This window comes from Paenibacillus sp. PSB04, assembly GCF_025809195.1.
GTDB classification, from domain to species: domain Bacteria; phylum Bacillota; class Bacilli; order Paenibacillales; family Paenibacillaceae; genus Paenibacillus_AQ; species Paenibacillus_AQ favisporus.
Map to the genome: position 1 here is coordinate 2,430,872 of NZ_CP081301.1, position 17,447 is coordinate 2,448,318.

Genomic DNA, 17,447 nt, shown 5'->3' on the forward strand with positions numbered 1-17,447 from the left:
GGGAACAGGGGAGATTGAATCATGAAGATCATAAAGGCAGAGAGCTTTATTTTGCACGTTCCCATTGCTCCGCCGATTACAGATGCGATTAATGTCGCTACTCATTGGGGCGTGACAGGCATTCGCATCTATACGGATGAGGGAATAACGGGTTACGGCTATACGGGCACATGCGCACAAGGAGACGAGATGATCGCAGCGACCATTGATCGCTATTATGCTAAGAAGCTGATCGGCAAGGACCCGTTCATGGTGAAGCAAATTTGGGATGAGCTGCGATACGGGGAGATGCATTGGATTGGTCGCGCAGGGGTCACGCATATGGCCTTAGCCGCAGTAGACATTGCCTTATGGGATATCATGGCGAAGTCTTTGAACAAACCGTTGTGGCAGCTCCTCGGAGGACATAAATCACAGAAGATTAAAGCTTATAATACGAATGGCGGTTGGTTGAATTGGAGTCAGGATCGGCTCATTGCCGATATGACCAACATTCTTGAAGAGGGATTTACTGCAGTAAAGATGAAAGTCGGCAAGTCAGATCCACGTGAGGACTTTACTCGGGTACAGGCGGTACGTCGCGCGATCGGGGATCAAGCCGGATTGATGATTGACGTGAACCAGCAATGGAACATCACGACAGCGATGACGTGGGGCAAGAAATTGGAACAGTTCGACCTTCTCTGGCTCGAGGAACCGCTGAATCCAGATGACATCATGAATCACCGGAAATTAGCAGATGAGCTGAACGTACCGATTGCACTCGGCGAGCATGTGTATTCCAAATATGCGTTTCGTGATTACATCCATCAGGGTGCAGTCGAATATGTGCAGGTGGATGTCACGCGTGTTGCGGGTATTACCGAATGGCTGCAAATTGCCGGATTAGCCGCCGCATACGATTTACCGATATGCCCGCATGTCGGCGATATGGGGCAAATTCATCAGCATCTGGTTGCATCCACGCCGAATGCGGTTCTGTTAGAGTATATTCCTTGGATTCGTCATATTTTCGAAGAGCCAGCAACGGTAAAGGACGGATTTTATGTGCTGCCGCAGATGCCAGGAGCATCGACCGAAATCATTCCGCGTTATTTTGATGAATACCGAGTTCAGTAATTTGCTATTTCACGATTAAACCACGAGGAGTTGGATATTCATGAAAGCAGTTCATCCCGAAGCCCAATGGTTCGATGAAGCTCGATTCGGCGTTTTTATTCATTGGGGTCCGTATGCTTTACGCGAAATTGAGGCTTCTTGGCCTTTAATGCCCCATAGCCGTCAGCATTTGGATGTTGAAACCTATGAAAGTCTGGCAGATGAGTTCCATCCTACGAACTATAATCCGAGAGAATGGGCTCAGCGCGCGAAAGAAGCCGGTGCGAAATACGTGGTGCTCACTGCGAAGCATCATGATGGATTCTGCCTCTTCGACACGGCAACAACCGACTATTGCGCGACGAAGAGAGGACCGCAACAAGATTTGATCGCGCCTTACGTCGAGGCTGTGAGAGAAGTAGGGTTAAAAGTGGGGTTGTATTTTACGACCATTGACTGGCATGATCCTGACTTCGCTACCATCCCCATTAGCAAGGGGATTCAATCGCCCCAGCCGAATACATATGATCCTGCGAGATGGTGGCAATTCCATAAGCGCTTTATGGAACAACTGCGTGAATTACTAACCAATTACGGTCGAATTGATCTGATATGGTTCGATGTTCCGGGATTCGGCGCGGATCGCTGGCGGAGCAGCGAAGTGAAGCAAATGATGTTGAACTTGCAGCCGCATCTCGTCATTAACGATCGTTTGCCGGACGTAGGAGACTATGAGACACCAGAACAATTCGTACCGACACATCCGCCGGATGGATGGTGGGAGACCTGCATGACCATGAATCATCAATGGGCTTATCATTCCGATGCTTCGACCTATAAAAGCGAAGTACGACTATTAGATACATTGCTCGAAGTGACAAGCAAAGGGGGAAACCTGCTGTTAAATGTAGGTCCCGGGCCCGATGGCACCTGGCCCGAAGAAGCGATCGAACGATTACAGCGAATCGGAGCGTGGCTTGGCCACTCGGGTGATAGTATTTATGGAACCCAACGCGTTGTAGAACATTATCCTCCTTGTTTTTATGGACCTATGACCCGAAAGGGAAATACGATCTATTTGCATCTAAGAGAGATTCCGAGATTCCCTGTGGAAGTGCGTGAACTGGGAGGCCAAGTGAAGTCTGTGAGGCTGCTGAAGACGGGAGAAGAACTCGCTTACAATGTAGAAGAAATATTCGGGCACTTAAGCGGGACAGAAGGAAGGTACAGCGTAAATCGGATCTGGATCGATGTCCCCGCCGAATCCTGCGACGAATGGAACACGGTCATTGCTGTAGAATTTGATCAAGAACCCATTTGGCCTGTGCGCAAATAGGTGGAAAAACTCCCCTTCATGGTTTAATACGGAGGGGAGTTTATAGTTTAAGCAAAGTTATAATCGCAATTTATTGTAATGACTTTGAAATCTTTAATGAAATGAGCTCGATCTTAATAACTAAGATCCAAAGCAAGTTTTGACCAATCGGGAATATCCCGGGTGGTCATTTTTTTACGGCTCTATGAGCCGATAGCGTTGAATCATCCATTTGGGACTGATACCTACATACTGGCGGAATAACGGTTGAGGCTGTCTTATTGGAATGGGAAAGCGTTTGACAATATCCTCAGCTTTGACGATGCTTCTGTCGGAGACGACACATTGCATGATCGTATTGATAAAATCGACATGGCTATCCGGCTCAGGCAGCCGCCTATGTATAGTTCATGTTTCTCCAGGTTCACTAACTCAAAGAAATTCCGCTTCAAGTGATAAATTCGTTCGTTTCCTTCATCATGTACATGTTAAGAATATCGTAAGCGGAAGACCTCTCGAAGGTGCTGCTTCACCAAGCGATGCAGACGGGAGATCCGTAGGAGTGGCAGGATCTAACGCTGCTGCTCGTGAACAAAATGTTGGCGGACTGACGTATGAACGGGACACGGTCATCACGTTCGTATGCGGACAATATTACCGACCGACCAAGGCGAGGAATGATGAAGCGGACATCTTCTTTGCCGCCAATTTGAATCAAGCAGAAGAATTGTCTTACGGCAGTCAAGGCATCCTCCTTCCATTTTGGAAGACTTGATTGATCAATATGCGCTTAACATTAAAAAGGCGCCTTGATGACAATCCGGATATCCGTAAATCGATTACGGCTCCCGATGGACACATCTATTCTTTGCCACGCATTCAGCCTTATCAGCCATGGTATAGAAATCCGTTGTGGTATAACGGTAAAATGCTGAAGGTGCTTAACGTTACCAAGCTGCCTGAGACGACCGATGAGCTGTATACTCTGTTGAAGCTGCTAAGGAAAAGGATCCTAAGCAAGTCGAGAGATATCAGAACATGGATCTTGGTGCGTCTTTGGAGCGTACGATGAAGAGCTCTATGTAGATGATCATGATGCCGTTCACTATGCGCCTGCAATGGATGCATACAAAGGATACATCACTTTCCTCAACAAGCTGTGGAAAGAGGATTTGATCGACCATGAGTCCTTCTCGCAATCCGATGACCAGAAGAAAGCCAAGATCAAAAATGACCGGGTTCTGTTCTGTTGTTCTCCGATTGGAATGCTTACATGGCACATGGCGGCGATCCGAGAATCGATCCGTTGGGTCGACTACATGTACAGCCTTGATGGACAAATGATGTGGGATAAAGGACCGGAGGGTACTTGGTGGAAATATACGGATGATTCCAAACAAACTTTCGAAGACAGAGAGACCTACCGTTCCAAGATTACGCCAAACTTCGGTATACCTTCTCCAATGATCGTGCCTGATGAACCTGTTAAGGATGACGGTTGTCACTCCTTAAATAAGGTATTTCTTAATAGGAGTTTCGACATATATCTGGGAAATCCTTCAATTTTAATAACCAAAAACAAGGAATTACGATCTATTATGTCGAATAGGTCTATATAACCAACCGTGTGTGAAATCACATAAATAATTGTTTTAAAATTTAGATTTAATGCAATGATTAACAAGATTCATTTGTTTTTCTAAGCGGGTCGATTGTTGGGTTTTACAAAGAAATCGAGACTGTTCTGTGATATCACCAAAATGATTTGGTGATATGGTTATGCAGACAATGTTATAGACTGTAGGTGGGATTAATAAATGCAGGATAATAGACGATTGTTTACTGATAACGAAAAAATGCTTTTATTTAACGAAGTTGACGGCTACTGTCCTATTTGTACGGATGGGCTTATCCATAAAAAAAAGGGTAGGATATATAAGTCCTTTGAAGTGGCGCATATCTATCCAGCTAATCCGTTACCTAGTGAGGTAGAGTTGTTGAAATTTGAGGAGAGGCTGTCTGATGATGTTAACGATATAAAAAACGTAATTGCAGTTTGTTCAAAATGTCATGGTCGTTTTGACAGCCCGCGTACTGTTGAAGAGTATAATAAGTGGGTTAAATTAAAAAAGGGACTTTTGCAAGATGCTCAACTGAGAAGTACGTATTATTTGTTCAATATTGAATCTGAAATTGCTGTAGTATTAGAAAAACTGCAAACTATTGATGGGGATATTACCACTCTAAGCTATGAATCTTTAAAAATCGATGAAAAAACAAACGATTCACTTCCGTTTATTCTTAAACGAAAAATTAAAAATGACGCTGTTGATTATTTTGATTTTGTTAGAAATATATTTGTAGCCATGGATCAAGTTACTCCACATAAGTTTGATACCCTTGCATCGCAAGTTAAAAGTTTTTATTGGAAATGCATGCAAACAGATAACAATCAAGAATACATATATAATGCGCTTGTAAAATGGATAGATGAAAAGACAGATCATTGTTCTAGACGAGCATGTGAAATAGTGATTGCTTTTTTTGTTCAAGATTGTGAGGTGTTTTCTTGATACTTCCTAATAAATTAATACCGTTTAAAGTCAGCGTTATATCTAAACTAGTTTATATATTGGATATTCTAAGCGTAACAGATGACAGTGTGGAAAGTCTGTTTGAAAAAACATCTCATAATTTTGAAGATGTCAACCAATTTATAGTGGCTTTAGACGTGTTGTTTGCTCTTGAAAAAATTGAAATTGACGAGGAACTGAAGGTGATTCGATATGTTAAAGCAAATTATTTGTGATAAGTTTGTTCAACAGCGCGTGGTTTTTCATAAAGGCTTGAATGTTATAGCTGGTGATGAGATTGCTTCAAACTCCATTGGTAAGTCGACAATGCTAATGATTATAGATTTTGTTTTTGGTGGCGATGATTATGTAAAGAAAAACTACGATGCTGTTGAGAACTTAGGTCATCATGTCTTTAAATTTTCTTTTATTTTTGATGAAGATGAATACTTCTTTTATCGTACTACCGCTGAATATAAGTTTGTAACAGTATGCAATAAAAAATTTGAGGCTCAGAATACTATTAAAATTGATGAGTACACCAATCTCTTACAAGAGAGGTATGGTTGTCAGATTGAGGAACTATCATTTCGAAGTATTGTTGGAAGATACTTCAGAATATATTTGAAGGAAAATCTAAATGAAAGAAAGCCAATTCAATATTTTGAGAAAGAAAGACAAAAGGACTCCATTGTTGCATTAGTAAAGCTCTTCAATAAATACAAAGAAATTGTTGGATTTGAAAAACATATCACGGAATTATCAGAGGAGAAGAATGTCTTAGCAGCAGCTGCAAAAAAAGAGTTAGTGCCGAATATTAATAAAACCCTTTTCGGACAAAATCAAAAAAGTATTGAAGCACTTAATATTGAACTGACAAAATTGAAAGAAAGCATAGTCAGCGCTGCATTAGATATTGAAGCACTTGTATCAAAGGATATTCTTGATCTTAAAAAGAAAAAAAGCAGTCTCGTAACACAAAGGAATATTTTTGAGAGCCGTTTGAAAAGAACACTAACAAATATTGAGAACAAGAATTTAAATGCAGGCTCTGAATTAGAACAACTGATTGAGTATTTTCCGAATTTCAATATTGAACGTGTGAAAATGGTTGATAATTTCCATGCATCAATTACCTCTATTTTAAAAGAGGAACTAAAAAGTACCGCAAAAGAAATTAATACGAAGCTATCTATACTAAATAATGAAATCGCAGATATTGATAAACTTGTCATAGAAAAACTTAGCATTAAAAATGCACCCAAATACACAATTGAAAAAGTCGTTGAGGTTGCATCAAAAATAAAACAACTTACTGATGAGAATGGATTTTATACAAAGAAGAAAAATATTGAAACTTCATTAAAAACTGCAAAAGAAAACTTGGATACATACAAAGAAGCAATTTTGGCTGAAATATGTAGCCAAATTAACATCCAAATGAGTACATTAAATAAACTAATTTATTCAGACAATAGACGCGCGCCAATTTTAACGATTCAAGGAGATAAGTATTCATTTAATACCTTTGGAGATACTGGTACTGGTACTGCATTTGCCAATTTAATTACTTTTGATTTAGCTCTCTTGGAACTAACATGCTTGCCAGCGCTGGTACACGACTTACCCCTCTTGAAAAATATTGAGAACATAGCGCTTGAGAATATTGTGGAGATTTACAATAAGAACAAAAAACAAATTTTTATAGCGATAGATAAAGTTAATTCTTATAAGAAGGAGACGGGGAAGATTATTTCAGATAGAACTGTTCTACAACTAACTGAAAATAAAATATTATTCATAAAAAATTGGAAGAATAATTTGTGATGGTAATGTACTAAATTTCTCAAATTTAGAAGACCCATACGTTATTTAACCTATGTTAATGAAAACAAGGGACTAAAAATAAAAAAAGGAAGTTGTAGTGAGATGATACAGGGAGTATTTATTAATGGATTCAAATCCTATGCTCAGACAGCTTATATTCAAATAAGTAGAAATGATCGATACAAGTTTACCGCTATTGTAGGTAAGAACGGGACGGGGAAAAGTGCAATACTAGAAGCTTTAAATTTTTATTTTAAACAGGGAAGTTGGAATATTAATAGAGGTAGCAAGAATAAGGAGGATTTATTTATATCTCCTGTTTTCCTCATAGAGAAAAGTTCTTTAGAGCGATGGCTCGAGAACTCTGATTTTAAAACTAAAGCGGACGATATTAAATCTAGTTTAGAACGTGTAAGTAACTTTCTCTGGGAGGACGCAAACGCTACTTTTAAAGGTGCTACTAGAAGGGCTTATATTAAGGAATTTTTCCTTAAGGTAGAAAAGATGAAGGATAAATATTCAGAAACCCATTATTTATTAGTAATTGGAAAAAGTGCCGATGCTAAAAGCATTAGTAAACCTATTTCTAATATTGATAAGTATCTAGGCACAATAACACTAGATCAAATAAACAACGTAATAGAGAGTTACTATAACTATATCTATATCCCTGTAGAACAGCAGGCCAATTCAACGCTTCGCATTGAAAATATGCAAATGCAGAAAATAATGAACCAAAATGTTATTGTAACGATTGAACAGCTCTTAAAGGAGAAAATGAATGTAGATGATAAAAATCAATCACTAATAGAACATATAAATGGCCAACTAAATCGCTTTATTGAAGATATTAATAAGGTTATTAAAACTGTAAACCCTGAGTACGAATTTAAAGCTGTTAGGAATAAGAAGCAAAATTTAACACCTTCTGATATAGTTGATAATATTTTAGAAGGATACTTCTCCAGAAGAACTTTAAAAAGTTCCCAAAAAGAAATTGAAGAGTTAAGTTCCGGTGAACAAAGAAGGGCACTTATCGATATAATATATGCCTTTTTAAGAAATAGAGGAATAGAGGAAGAGTATAAAGGTAGGAACGTTATACTAGCTATTGATGAACCAGAAATTTCACAAGATCTGATCCATTGTTTTGAACAATTTGAAAGGTTGGAAAAGCTCTCAAATGTATACGGGAATCAGGTCTTGGTTTCAACCCATTGGTATGGCGTACTTCCAGTAATAGAGAATGGAACATTATTGCATTTATCTGAAACAGAAGAATCAGATTATGATGGTAAGTTTTCAGTTTTTGATTTTTATAATTATCTCGATAGTCAAGCATACTTTCCTGATGAAATACAATTAAAGAGTATTTATGATTTGGCGATTAGTCTATCGGCATACATTAGGAAAGAATCTTCCAAGCATTTAATTTTGTGTGAGGGAGGGACTGATAAAAGATATCTAGAGACATTAATAGATACTCAAAAAGTGAGGATTCTTCCAGTAGGTGGATTCAATAATGTAAGAAATATTTATAATTTGTTGGTTATGCCTTTGAAGATTGATAAGAGGGCAAATAGTGTAAGAAGAGTTCTTTGCTTAACAGATACGGATCCTAGCTTGTCTGATAATTCGGATATAGGAAAAGACCCCTGTGGAAAAATACAGTTAAAACGGCTTCAAATAAATCATGAAAATAGTAGAGTTGATTTAATGAGTCTAGATAACTTTAACCCTAGCGCAGCATATACTGTTACTAGAATAGAAGACGTTTTGAACCCAAAGATATACATTAAAGCAATAGATCATATAATTAGTGAAAATAAAAAGGATTACACAGATATACGCTTTGATGAATATGAGTTCAGAGGGGACTCATTATTTACTAATCTTCGGGGTGATACCAATTTTTTGTTTTGCAAAACAATCGAAGCAAGTCAAGGAAAATTTGCTTTCATATCATTTATAGAATCCAAGAAGACAGAACTATCATTTAGATATATAGAAGAATTTAATAAAATGGTATCAACTGAATCAGTTCCGCCCCCTCCTGTCTTCAAAAGCATTAATGAATTTTTCAAAGAAGATGTACTTATAGCTTTACCAGAATTCGCATAATAAAACGCAAACCCAATACTTATACTGTGGTAAGAGACACTCATTTTGGGATCCCTATAATTTTTCACTTGTATATCTATAATAGGTGAAGATTTGTTAAATATCCTCGGTTCCATATTCTCTGAGACAAGATACTTAAATCATTTAAATATATTTCGATTGTTGATATAGCTATTTCCAACACAGCCATAGAAGTACGCTGACAAATAGAAGTGGAAGAACGAATGGAAAGTTGCATAAGTTTATTGTGATAAATGAGACTCTCAATCGAGATGGGTAAGTCCATAACTGGTGTGTATGGTAGTGAGATTTTATATCGATTTTTTCTATCCTCAGTTAACAACATCTTTAAAAGTAATTGTTTAGCGGTATGAAAGCTTTACGGACAGCGCGGAAAATTGGATCCCAAATATATATATCCGATATACTTGCTTGTTGTAAATTAGTTCCACTAATGATATCTGTGTTACTACAATAATTTACTGTTAAAATATTTTTATCGAAAGGAGTTTATCTAATGAATGAAGAGATCATAAGAAAGGTTCTTACCTTCCGTCAAAACCGTAATTGGGAGCAGTTCCATAATCCAAAAGATTTGGCTATTTCAATAAGCATAGAGTCATCTGAACTCCTAGAGAATTTTCAATGGAAATCACCAGAGGAAGCCTTAAGTTTGAACAAAGATGATATTGCTGACGAGTTGGCGGATGTACTCATTTATTCGATATATATGGCGGAGACATTAGAATTAAGCATTGAAGATCTTATTCTAAATAAGCTTAAAATACCCTGTAGAGAAGGCGTATGATAAGAAGGATAAGTATACTGACTTGTAGAGGTGCAACTAATGATTATATATAGCAGCAGTGCTCTTGAATTTCGGGAAAAAGTCGACAGTAATTTACTGACTATATCGATCGAAGAGGCATTTATCAGAAAGATGGGAATGCGTCCAAGTCGTGGTGAAATTAGAGCATGGAATAATTCCATGCAATTTATGGAGCGTGTCATTCGTAACTCAGGGATAGCGGATGATTGCGGAATTATGATTGAGTATAATATTCCAGCTACGAGCAAACGAGTTGATTTTATCGTAACCGGGCAGGATGATGCTGGAAATAATAATTGTATAATCGTAGAGTTGAAGCAATGGGATTCAGCACAAGCAACAGACCGTGAGGATGTGGTGCTTGCTTATGTTGGAGGAAAAGAAAGAGAAATGACACATCCTTCCTATCAGGCATGGTCTTATCGACAGCACTTAGAGGATATGAATGAGGCAATTCAAAGTCAAAATATTCATAGTTATTCGTGTTCATATCTACATAATTATAGAACTCCACAACCAGACCCACTCCAGAACCAGCAATATCATTCTATTATCAAGAAATCACCTTTATTTCTGTCAGAGGATACAATTAAGCTTCAAGAGTTTATCCACAAGCATACAGGCAAAGGAAATGGGATAAACCTACTCTATTTAATTGAAAACGGGAAAATTCGCCCTTCCAAGAAGCTAATTGAACATATTGACGGGTTATTTAAAGGGAATTCTGAATTCATCTTGTTAGATGAGCAGAAAATTGCATATGAATCGATTATAAGTGAAGCTACGGAAATTACGAATAAGAAGACATTGATTGTAAAAGGCGGACCAGGAACAGGGAAGTCTGTCATTTCGATGAATGCATTAGGTGGCCTTCTAAAGAAAAAGCTGAATGTAAAGTTCGTTGCTCCCAATGCCTCATTTAGGACAGCTATGGTTGAGACTTTAGTTAAACAACAGACTAAAAATAAATCAAGAGCTAGAGGACTATTCGCTGGCTCTGGCCAATTTTATAATTCTCCTGCCGATTTCTTTGACGTCCTAGTCGTTGATGAAGCTCATCGGCTTAAGGGGAAGGGTGCATATATGTATCAAGGTGTGAATCAAATCGAGGATATTATTAAATCATCCAAAGTAAATGTATTTTTCATTGATGATAATCAGCGTATTAGACCCGATGATATTGGTACAGTTGAGGAAATTAAGCGTATCGCAGAAATAAATCATTCACAAGTCTTTGAGTACACCTTGTCTGCACAATTTAGATGCTCGGGAGCAGAAGGATTTCTGAATTGGATTGATCATATTTTCCAGATTAGAGAGACAGGAAACTTTGATGGATGGGATCAAGATGCGTTTCAGTTCTTATTGATGGATGACCCTAATTCTGTTTACGAATTAATTAAAGAGAAGGTAAGTGAAGGCTACAAAGCTCGAATGTTAGCGGGGTACGCATGGGAATGGACGAATGCCAAAGATGGTAATCCAAATGGAGAAATCGAGGATGTTGTTATTCTAGAACATGATTTTAAGATGCCTTGGAATGGACGTTCGCTTTCTACTTGGGCGCTTGACGAAAGAGGATTAGAACAAATTGGTTGTGTTCACACATCCCAGGGGTTGGAATTTGATTATGTTGGCGTCATCATCGGTAATGATTTAAAATATGATCCTCAATCGATGCGTATTTATGCTGACTTTGAAGAGTATAAGGACAAACAGGGAAAAAAGGGACTTAAAAATGATAATGACCAACTGACAAAGCTAATTAAAAACATATACAAAGTGTTAATCTCTAGAGGCATGAAAGGCTGTTTCCTGTATTGCCGAAACCCGGAGCTACGAAATTACATTATAGGGCAGTTAGGTAAGGTAATATTGCTAGAAACAACTAAGGAGTATGATGCGGTTGTGTCGTCTTATACGGAACAATAGTTCAATCGATAACCTTGATAACTATCAATTGGAAAGAATTCAACTTACCAACTCTTAAATTACTGATGTATAAGTTGATAGATCTGTTGAACCATATGAGTAGTTCTAATGCACCTATTGAAGGGTGCATTTCTTTTTACCTAAATTAGAGGGAATATAGGAGCAATTGTCGAAAAATGGATATATACATAACCGGAAGGATGAGTAATGAATGGCTAGGACATACAAAGCAGAAGGCAGGCAGATTGCATACGTTTTGAGAGGTTTATTTATTATCGGTGGACTCGCGCTTTATTTTAGTATTCCAGGATTACATTGGGGTTTCTTCTTTGGCATTATTCTTGTTGCTTTTCTAGCAGCAGAAATTCTTGGTGCGATGTGGACACGGAAGAGACGTACGAGCAAAAAGCAATACTCTGCTAAACCAAATCAAAAGAAAAGCTCAACCGAAACAAGACGTGCCAGCAACTCAGTGAGATCAGACGAGATTATCCTTACAAGCCGACTAGACGATTTAACTGGAGCTGAATTCGAAAGATTACTTGCTCTTTATTTCCGCGATCAAGGTTATACCGTTAAGGAGGTCGGTGTGGGAGGGAGCGACGGAGGAGTGGATTTAGTCATTATTGACCGACGCGGTGAAAAGACCGCAGTGCAAGCCAAATGTTATGCGGACCATAACCTGGTTCCCGTTATGACCGTACGCGAACTAGTTGCAGCAAAAAGAAATCATGATTGTATTTTATCCTTGCTTGTCACCACCTCCGACCTGACTTCTCCTGCGAAGAAGGAAGCAGAACAGTTTAAAGTGGATTATTGGCATGGCGGTCTTGTTGAGCATAAACTCAAAGCTTGGGGAAAGTGGCAGCCTAGTAAAAAACGAAGCCCAATTGAAAAAAATGTAGCCACGGCTAAATCTGAAATAGTTAGGACAAAAAGAGAGGTGACGGCAACCAGCGGTATAACATGCAAATGTGGTGCCCCGATGGTTAGAAGAAAAGGAAAACAAGGTACGGAATTTTGGGGTTGTAGTAACTTTCCGAAGTGCCGAAATACCAAAGCAATATAAACAAAACAGTTTTGCAGGTTCAGAAACTACACAACTTATTCGGTCAGTAAATTTTATACCATCACGAAGCTATTCGCTCTAAGGAGGCGCTATGATCAAAACTCTCAGAAGCTGGTGGAAAGATTCCGAAATCCCGAATCTGATCGGACGTAAAAAGGTCGATTTTTCTATTTTTGAATATGGTACGCAAATTCCTGTTGAATTTCATGTTGATTTTAGTGAAGCTAACCAGGGCAAAGCTCCGGCATTAGGAACAAGTCAAAAGATTGTATTCATCTATAAAAATCAAACGTTCGAGGCTAGGCTGCAAAATGTGGATCAAAAATCAGCAGATCGTGAAGCCCTTCAAATCCGCTATGATTCTAACAAAGAACTCAAGCAGTTCATGATCTCTCAGTTCCAAGCTACATACCAGTATATTACAGCCAAGAAAGCGGAGAACACTGGAAAGAAGAATATAGTTGTTCCTGATGCTCAAGCCGAATATATCGAGTTCTATGCCACCGGATCACCGTTCGAATATCGAATTGAGCTAATCACCCAACAAGGGACACCTAATGTCTGGTGGGTAAATCAAGGTAACACGATCTATGCAGGAAAAACTGAAGGTGTCATATGGGCCCCCTTGAAAAATTCCAATGGTAACTCCGTCCACCATTGGGAAACCATGAGAGAAGTGAAAAGGGGAGATATTATTCTCCATTATGCCAATAAGCATTTAAGATACGTTAGCCGAGTTATAGACCCAGCCCAAATTGCTCCAAGACCTAGCAGTTTTGCCAACTCGAATTGGGAAGAAGAGGGACGGTTGGTTAGAACGGATTATTATGAAATTTCGCCAGCTATTCCGTTAGAGCTATTCAATCAACAATTAATGAAACTGAATATTACTCAAGGCCCTTTAAATTCTATAGGTGGAGTGAACCAAGGTTATTTGTACCGTTTTACGATTCCTGGACTTCAGCTCATTCAACACTTATCTAAAGACGTCAATTGGCCTACTTTTACTCAATTTGAAATTGCGAACCCTGTTATGGAAGAGACAATTACTTTGCCTGAAATCAAGGATGAAGATGTCAGAGAGACGGTTAATCAAATTAAAGCATTTATAAAACAAAACGGATTCCACTACTCCGACCCTCTCATCGAAAACTTCTACCTCTCCCTAAAAACCAAACCATTCGTCATCCTGGCAGGTATTTCGGGGACAGGTAAAACTAAACTCGTGAAGCTTTTCGCAGAGAGTGTAGGAGCTACAGGGGAAAGCGGTCAATTTACGCTGATCCCCGTACGTCCGGATTGGAACGATCCTTCGGATCTCATTGGTTATCAGGATTTATCCGGCCGCTTTAAGCCAGGCAGGTTAACGGAAGTTATGGTCACCGCTTCGCTGCCTGAGAACCGTAATAAGCCGTATTTTATATGTCTAGATGAAATGAATTTGGCTCGGGTGGAGCATTATTTCAGCGACCTCCTTAGCTTGCTGGAGAGTCAGCGTTGGATGGATGGACAAATCGTAACCGAACCGCTCATTCCATATACCTCTCTGGATCGGCTTGAAGATCAAGAGTTCTATGGGGACCTTGGCATTCCTGAAAATGTCTATCTCATAGGCACGGTGAACATGGATGAGACGACCTACCCGTTCAGTAAAAAGGTGCTCGACCGAGCCAATACCTTAGAATTTAATCATATCGACTTAACACAATTGCCATGGTCAGAAGGCGATGAAGAACAGGAAATCGTGGAAATCGCGCCTGTTTCTCAACGTTTTTTTCGTGCCGATTATTTGAATCTAGTGAACGTCGATGCCGAAAATAAAGAATTGGTGAAGCGTACAACAAACAGGCTAGTCGCGATAAACCAAATACTTGAGGAAATTCATGCACAGGTTGGGTTTAGAATCCGGGATACGATCAGCTTCTATAGCATTTATGCGGAGCGTTTTGGATTGCTGACGGAGGATGAAGCTTTTGATTTGCAGCTGCTTCAGAAGATTCTACCTCGTATCCAAGGCAGTCATACCTCTGTAAAAAGAGTGCTCCTAAAGCTTCTAAAAGTTTGTTTGGAAGGGGAATCACTTAAGGTCAACGATTTATTGGATGACGCATCCCCCTTGTACTCCAGATGGGAAGCCGGCAAAGAAGCCCCAGCCGCGAAATATCGCCAAAGTGCACGGAAGCTGGCGTTTATGCTGAGGAGGTTAGAAGAAGATGGATTTACCTCCTTCTGGCTCTCCTAACGCTGATATCGAGTTGTTATGCGTGGAGACTAATCTTTTTACGCTTTATCTTAAAGGACGTCCAACTCATCCTACGGTCGAAACGCTAGTGTTGCATAGGGATGAGGAAGGGCAATGGATCAATGCCCTACTTAAGGTTTCAAGCCCAACTTCTCAATTGCAAATAGAGGAAGTGAAGATTTTTTCCCATTTAGACGGGGGATTAGTAGACTGGCATGAGGGCATGCCGGCTTTTCCTTGTTTTTACGAGACTCGAAACTATGAGCTCATTGTGGAAAAGAAGCAGCAACCGCTGGACCTGACTTTTTACCATGACAACGTTAGCTTGCGGGAGAGCGTTAAACCCGTAGGGAAAATGGTTCTATCCGGCATCTTGAACTTTAAAAATGAAGTCGGCTACACGGAGCTTGAATTCCGCTTAGCGGGAAAAACGGTGTTTCGGCTTGAACTTGAAATATTCCCCGTTAAGCTGGATTACAAGCATGATTATATGACGCTGCTGCACGAAGTGAACAGCCAAATTTATAACCTTTCGTTTGATTTTATGAGAAGGACTTACCAGTTAACCGGGTTAAGAGAGACGCAGAATCAAAGCTTGACGGAGTATTATACGATTCTGCAATTTGTGTTTGAGCGTTTGCTGGAAGCTGTGAGACGAGTTACGTTGCAGCCGCATCATCGTTTAGTGACCGACCGTCAGGTAAAACCTGCTGAGAAGGTTCGGAAGGCGGGGAAGGAGAATATCGCTTTTTTGAACAAGAGGGCAGGCCGGCTTCTTGAAGATCCAACGCATGGATATGTCCGGATTGAGAATCGGCTTTATAAGGCGACGCATTTGATCGAATCCAAGAAGCAAGTTTCCTACGATACGAATGAAAATCGGTTTGTAAAGTGGATGCTGGAACGGGTCAAAGAGAACCTAATAAAGCTAAGACGTCGTTTGCAAGAACCGCAAGGGATGCAGCAGCGGAAAGAAGATGTTTTGCTATTACGTCGCTTAGATCAAATGGCGAGCCAAGTGGAACAGGTGCTGCATGTGAGCTTTTTGCGTGAGGTGGGGAAGCTACAGCATTTTACGGTCAGTTTAGTTATGCAAATGGCGCCAGGATATAGGGATGTGTACCGGTATTATTTAATGCTACTGAAGGGTTTGTCCATTCAAAATGATTTGCTCCGCCTCTCGATGAAGGACGTGGCGCAGCTTTATGAATATTGGTGTTTTCTTAAGCTCAATGAAATTCTCGGTAGAAAGTACAATCTCAAGAGCCAGGATATCGTAACGGTAAATCGGAACGGTATATATGTAACTTTAGATAAGAAACCGACAGCCAAGATGGAATATGTGAATCCAAGGACGGGTGAAGTGTTCACCCTCTACTACAATTTAAGTTTCGGAAAAAGCCAAAGCCCAACGCTCTCACAGCGTCCCGACAATGTGTTGACTTTAAGTAAAAAAGATGCCGGGCGGGAGAAGGTGTATCAGTATATCTTTGATGCAAAATATCGTTTGAATCCGGCTTATGAAGGTGATGCTTACTTCAATGCTTATCAGGCGCCGGGGCCAGTGGAAGAGGACATCAATACGATGCATCGTTACCGGGATGCGATAGTCAGCCTGAATGCTTCTTCTCAGGAATATGAAAGGAATATGTTTGGGGCTTATGTTTTGTTCCCTTATCATGATGAAGAACGATTCAAGGAGCACCGGTTCTATAAAAGCATTGAGCTGATGAACGTGGGGGCGTTCCCTTTTTTGCCGGGATCGACGAGGCTGGTAGAGCAGTTTTTGGACGAGATTATTTTAGACAGTCCGGAGAAAGCGTTTGAACGATCTACGAAGCCGCGGGGAACCCAGGAATATTTTGTAAATAAATTAAGTGGAAAAAATGTCTTGGTCGGCTCCCTACGAGACGTCTCCCAGTTGCAGGTTATGCTGGATCATAGCATCTACCACATGCCGCTCAGGAACCTGACCGACGCGAAAATTTTGACGCAGCTGGAGTACATCGCAATGTGCCAGTCTCGGAAGAATTTCGATCATACAGGCCATACGGGAATTCACTATTATGGCAAAATCAAAGACTGGCAGGTCGTCCGTCGTGGGGAGATCAAGGAACGTCCGGCTCGGCCGGGTAAAGAAAATGAGCTGTACGTCAGATTCACCTTAGAGTCCTGGGAGAAGCTTGAGCAGCCTATTCAATTAGGCGGGATAGGGATTTATACGGTTTTGTATACGTCGAAATACATGCTGGACCGGGCCCGTGAGCTTGCTGAATTAAAGCTAGAGACGGAAGAGAAGCTACAGGAATGGCGGGAGAAACGGCGTGCCGGGAAAGTGAAGGTTAAACTAGATCATCCGTATGTGGATTTGGCGAAACAGGTGAAAGTTGATTTATTGGAGGAAAGCGAAGTGAAGAATGAATAATTAACATTGCTGTATT

At 40.0% G+C, this 17,447-nt stretch carries 11 protein-coding genes and 1 pseudogene; all 12 read left to right on the forward strand.

The genetic code is table 11. The features are described from left to right. Nucleotides 1-21: 21 nt before the first annotated feature. The 12 genes and pseudogenes from K2F33_RS11420 to K2F33_RS11470 all read left to right on the forward strand — a co-directional run bounded on the left by K2F33_RS11420 (nt 22) and on the right by K2F33_RS11470 (nt 17,431). Complete coding sequence (locus tag K2F33_RS11420; RefSeq protein ID WP_263881712.1) at nt 22-1,119, forward strand: mandelate racemase/muconate lactonizing enzyme family protein; 1,098 nt, start codon at nt 22-24, stop codon at nt 1,117-1,119. 40 nt (nt 1,120-1,159) lie between these two features. After that, entirely contained in the window at nt 1,160-2,434 is a 1,275-nt protein-coding gene (locus tag K2F33_RS11425; RefSeq protein WP_263881713.1) for an alpha-L-fucosidase, read from the forward strand. Between the two features lie 541 nt (nt 2,435-2,975). Further along, nucleotides 2,976-3,188, forward strand: coding sequence for a hypothetical protein (locus tag K2F33_RS33695; RefSeq protein WP_412974031.1), 213 nt, complete (start codon nt 2,976-2,978; stop codon nt 3,186-3,188). Between the two features lie 1,042 nt (nt 3,189-4,230). Then, nucleotides 4,231-4,986, forward strand: coding sequence for an ABC-three component system protein (locus K2F33_RS11435; RefSeq protein WP_263881714.1), 756 nt, complete (start codon nt 4,231-4,233; stop codon nt 4,984-4,986). Continuing rightward, nucleotides 4,983-5,222, forward strand: a complete 240-nt coding sequence (locus tag K2F33_RS33625) for an ABC-three component system middle component 7 (protein WP_318672408.1) — start codon at nt 4,983-4,985, stop codon at nt 5,220-5,222. Before K2F33_RS11435 ends, K2F33_RS33625 begins: the two co-directional genes overlap by 4 nt. Then, on the forward strand, nt 5,200-6,813 hold the full coding sequence (locus K2F33_RS11440) for a DUF2326 domain-containing protein (RefSeq protein ID WP_263881716.1): 1,614 nt from the start codon (nt 5,200-5,202) through the stop codon (nt 6,811-6,813). Before K2F33_RS33625 ends, K2F33_RS11440 begins: the two co-directional genes overlap by 23 nt. 102 nt (nt 6,814-6,915) lie before the next feature. After that, nucleotides 6,916-8,934, forward strand: coding sequence for an AAA family ATPase (locus K2F33_RS11445; RefSeq protein ID WP_263881717.1), 2,019 nt, complete (start codon nt 6,916-6,918; stop codon nt 8,932-8,934). 517 nt (nt 8,935-9,451) lie between these two features. Further along, nucleotides 9,452-9,770 (forward strand): annotated as a pseudogene (locus tag K2F33_RS11450) (nucleotide pyrophosphohydrolase). Between the two features lie 11 nt (nt 9,771-9,781). Then, entirely contained in the window at nt 9,782-11,695 is a 1,914-nt protein-coding gene (locus K2F33_RS11455) for a DUF2075 domain-containing protein (RefSeq protein ID WP_263881718.1), read from the forward strand. Between the two features lie 211 nt (nt 11,696-11,906). Next, entirely contained in the window at nt 11,907-12,764 is an 858-nt protein-coding gene (locus K2F33_RS11460) for a restriction endonuclease (RefSeq protein WP_263881719.1), read from the forward strand. Between the two features lie 91 nt (nt 12,765-12,855). Continuing rightward, entirely contained in the window at nt 12,856-15,006 is a 2,151-nt protein-coding gene (locus tag K2F33_RS11465) for an McrB family protein (protein WP_263881720.1), read from the forward strand. Further along, nucleotides 14,978-17,431: a restriction endonuclease-like protein gene (locus K2F33_RS11470; protein ID WP_263881721.1), complete on the forward strand. Its 2,454-nt coding sequence runs from the start codon at nt 14,978-14,980 to the stop codon at nt 17,429-17,431. Before K2F33_RS11465 ends, K2F33_RS11470 begins: the two co-directional genes overlap by 29 nt. The last annotated feature ends 16 nt before the right edge of the window (nt 17,432-17,447 follow it).